This is a genomic window from Staphylococcus sp. GDY8P85P, assembly GCF_017892405.1.
Lineage (GTDB): Bacteria > Bacillota > Bacilli > Staphylococcales > Staphylococcaceae > Staphylococcus > Staphylococcus borealis.
This window is the reverse complement of record NZ_JAESLA010000063.1, coordinates 1-3,422: the sequence shown is the minus strand read 5'-3', so window position 1 is coordinate 3,422 and position 3,422 is coordinate 1. Positions and strand designations below refer to the sequence as shown.

Sequence of the window (3,422 nt, the reverse complement as noted above, 5' to 3'; positions counted from 1 at the left end):
CGATTTAAGCACACCCTTTATTCCGTTAATGCGCCATGACAGCCATGATAATTACTAATACTAGGAGAAGTTAATAAATACGTAACCAACATGATTAACAATTATTAGAGGTCATCGTTCAAAATGGTATGCGTTTTGACACATCCACTATATATCCGTGTCGTTCTGTCCACTCCTGAATCCCATTCCAGAAATTCTCTAGCGATTCCAGAAGTTTCTCAGAGTCGGAAAGTTGACCAGACATTACGAACTGGCACAGATGGTCATAACCTGAAGGAAGATCTGATTGCTTAACTGCTTCAGTTAAGACCGAAGCGCTCGTCGTATAACAGATGCGATGATGCAGACCAATCAACATGGCACCTGCCATTGCTACCTGTACAGTCAAGGATGGTAGAAATGTTGTCGGTCCTTGCACACGAATATTACGCCATTTGCCTGCATATTCAAACAGCTCTTCTACGATAAGGGCACAAATCGCATCGTGGAACGTTTGGGCTTCTACCGATTTAGCAGTTTGATACACTTTCTCTAAGTATCCACCTGAATCATAAATCGGCAAAATAGAGAAAAATTGACCATGTGTAAGCGGCCAATCTGATTCCACCTGAGATGCATAATCTAGTAGAATCTCTTCGCTATCAAAATTCACTTCCACCTTCCACTCACCGGTTGTCCATTCATGGCTGAACTCTGCTTCCTCTGTTGACATGACACACATCATCTCAATATCCGAATAGGGCCCATCAGTCTGACGACCAAGAGAGCCATAAACACCAATAGCCTTAACATCATCCCCATATTTATCCAATATTCGTTCCTTAATTTCATGAACAATCTTCATTCTTTCTTCTCTAGTCATTATTATTGGTCCATTCACTATTCTCATTCCCTTTTCAGATAATTTTAGATTTGCTTTTCTAAATAAGAATATTTGGAGAGCACCGTTCTTATTCAGCTATTAATAACTCGTCTTCCTAAGCATCCTTCAATCCTTTTAATAACAATTATAGCATCTAATCTTCAACAAACTGGCCCGTTTGTTGAACTACTCTTTAATAAAATAATTTTTCCGTTCCCAATTCCACATTGCAATAATAGAAAATCCATCTTCATCGGCTTTTTCGTCATCATCTGTATGAATCAAATCGCCTTCTTCTGTGTCATCAAGGTTTAATTTTTTATGTATTTCTTTTAACAAACCACCATAGGAGATTAACCTTTTACGGTGTAAACCTTCCTCCAAATCAGACAAACGTTTCAAATTCTTTTCTTCATCATCGGTCATAAAATCCGTATCATCTATATTTTAAAAAATAAGTTAGATTAGAATATAAGGTATAAGTTATATGGTATAACCTATACCTAATAGCATATTATTCTGGTTGCCACTCTGTCCAAAAAATTGTGTCTGTACCATAATCTTCTTCTACAATTTCTGGATATATTTTTTCAGCACATTCTCTTGAACAATAGTTCTCACAGTTATCTTCCATCATATATCCATCATTAAAAAGTTCTCTACATTCTGGGTTTTCACAGATTCTAAATCCTAAAGCATTTTCTGAATCATGCTGTAAATCACTTATTCTACTTTCTAATCCATCAAGCAACTCATCTAAATTTACGTTATTTTCTTTTGAAAACTGCTTAGCTAAGTGTGTAAATAAATCTTTACTTTTCTGTGATAATTCTTCTACAAATATTTTTCTCATGTCTACCAGTCCTTTTTTCTACTACACTCACTGAAATGAAGCAGTAGGAATTTTGTTTTGTGACACGTATTTAATCTATTTTAAGAGTGATGCAAGGGCTAGTTATCCTTATGAATATACGAGTTAGGATCAACTGCATGTTTACCCTTGCGTTGCTAACGCAAAATAGATTAGTGTCAGCATCAAAACAAATAACTACTTAGCGAAATGGAGTGTGAGAAAACGAAATGCTTTGCATTTCACTCGACTGAATCTGATCTTATTCAATGCTGCTTTGTAGTCATTGATGTCAGATGAAGGAGCATAATAAAAGCACTCCGTTAGGAGTGCTTCCGTTTAATTAATATAATAATCATCAATATATTTTTTTGAAGATACTGATGATTATGGAAGTGTCGTTAGGACACTTCCACTCATAATAGAATGCTATAATGTATAAGGTATACCTTATACATTATAACCAATTAAAGAACAAATCTTAGATTTTGTTTCATAGTTACAAATCCAATTACTGATTTCTTTTTCTTCAATTTCAGTTAAACTAAACTCGTCATCTATTAGTAGGTACTGGAAGGCTTCTTCAAGCGAATCATATTCTTCTATAAATACATCTGCTGTACTATTATCAATTGCTAACCATATATCATCTTCCTTACATATAAATCTATTTAAATCATTTTTATAGAATCTTGTTTCCAACTTACTAATAAGCTCTTTAACCCGTTCCTGATTTACTACAAATATATCTGTTTTTCCATAATTTTCATAAATTCTAATCATAATATCTCCCCCACTTTTTAATATAGAAGGTACATATTGTACCTTCTATATGGTTATTAATTCAGTTCATAGTTTATAAATTCTTTAACATCTTCTACCCATTCACTATATAACCCTTGAGATAATCTTTTTTTGATTGATTCTCTTTGTTCTTCTGATACTTCTGGAAATTCTGTTTCAAAAACGAAGTCTACATCATCTGTTGTAATACTAAATAAAATTTCATCTACATGTTTCATTTGAATTCCTTCTTTCTCTTTTTTCTACTACACTCACCGTAGTGAAGCAGTAGGTATTTTGTTTTGTGACACGTATTTAATCTATTTTAAGTGTGATGCAAGGGCTAGTTATCCTTATGAGTATACGAGTTAGGATCAACTGCATGTTTACCCTTGCGTTGCTAACGCAAAATAGATTAGTGTCAGCATCAAAACAAATAACTACTTAGCGAAATGGAGTGTGAGAAAACGAAACGCTTTGCGTTTCACTCGACTGAATCTGATCTTATTCAATGCTGCTTTGTAGTCATTGATGTCAGATGAAGGAGCATAATAAAAGCACTCCGTTAGGAGTGCTTACAATTTATTAATGTATAGAATTCTGGAAGTGTGAAAATCACACTTCCTTTTATACTAAGGGTTTGAAGTATTTTTTTACTAAAAAGCCATCTACTTAAAGATGGCTCACATATTAATAAAAATTATCAATTATTAAAATTTCTCCGTTATCTAAATCCCACACTTGATACCTATCTGAAATAGAATAATTTCTATTTAAAATATTGTTTTCTATATTTATGAATTTAACAGTTTTATTTGAATATTTTTCAAATATATCAAACAAATTGAGCATGTAAAAAGCGCTGTCTCCTATATACTCATTTATTACAATTTTCATAATACCTATATCAGTCAAGTCCAGACTCCT

At 33.3% G+C, this 3,422-nt stretch carries 6 protein-coding genes; all 6 read right to left on the bottom strand.

Going from position 1 to position 3,422, the window contains the following annotated elements; all coding sequences use genetic code 11:
- Positions 1-118 precede the first annotated feature (118 nt).
- Complete coding sequence (aadD1, locus tag KA828_RS11955) at positions 119-880, bottom strand: aminoglycoside O-nucleotidyltransferase ANT(4')-Ia (protein ID WP_001014230.1); 762 nt, start codon at positions 878-880, stop codon at positions 119-121.
- A gap of 168 nt (positions 881-1,048) precedes the next feature.
- A complete protein-coding gene (locus KA828_RS11950; RefSeq protein ID WP_010725612.1) occupies positions 1,049-1,288 on the bottom strand; it encodes a protein rep in 240 nt (79 codons plus the stop codon).
- A gap of 88 nt (positions 1,289-1,376) precedes the next feature.
- Positions 1,377-1,715, bottom strand: a complete 339-nt coding sequence (locus KA828_RS11945; protein WP_162887961.1) for a hypothetical protein — start codon at positions 1,713-1,715, stop codon at positions 1,377-1,379.
- A 447-nt stretch (positions 1,716-2,162) separates the two neighbouring features.
- Positions 2,163-2,495, bottom strand: coding sequence for a hypothetical protein (locus KA828_RS11940; RefSeq protein WP_117985306.1), 333 nt, complete (start codon positions 2,493-2,495; stop codon positions 2,163-2,165).
- A 56-nt stretch (positions 2,496-2,551) separates the two neighbouring features.
- Positions 2,552-2,734 carry a hypothetical protein gene (locus KA828_RS11935; RefSeq protein WP_210126284.1) on the bottom strand — a complete coding sequence of 61 codons (183 nt, stop codon included), beginning with the start codon at positions 2,732-2,734 and terminating at the stop codon, positions 2,552-2,554.
- Positions 2,735-3,185: 451 nt separating this feature from the next.
- Positions 3,186-3,422 (bottom strand): hypothetical protein (locus tag KA828_RS11930; protein WP_210126283.1); only part of this gene is annotated, 237 nt, incomplete at its 5' end.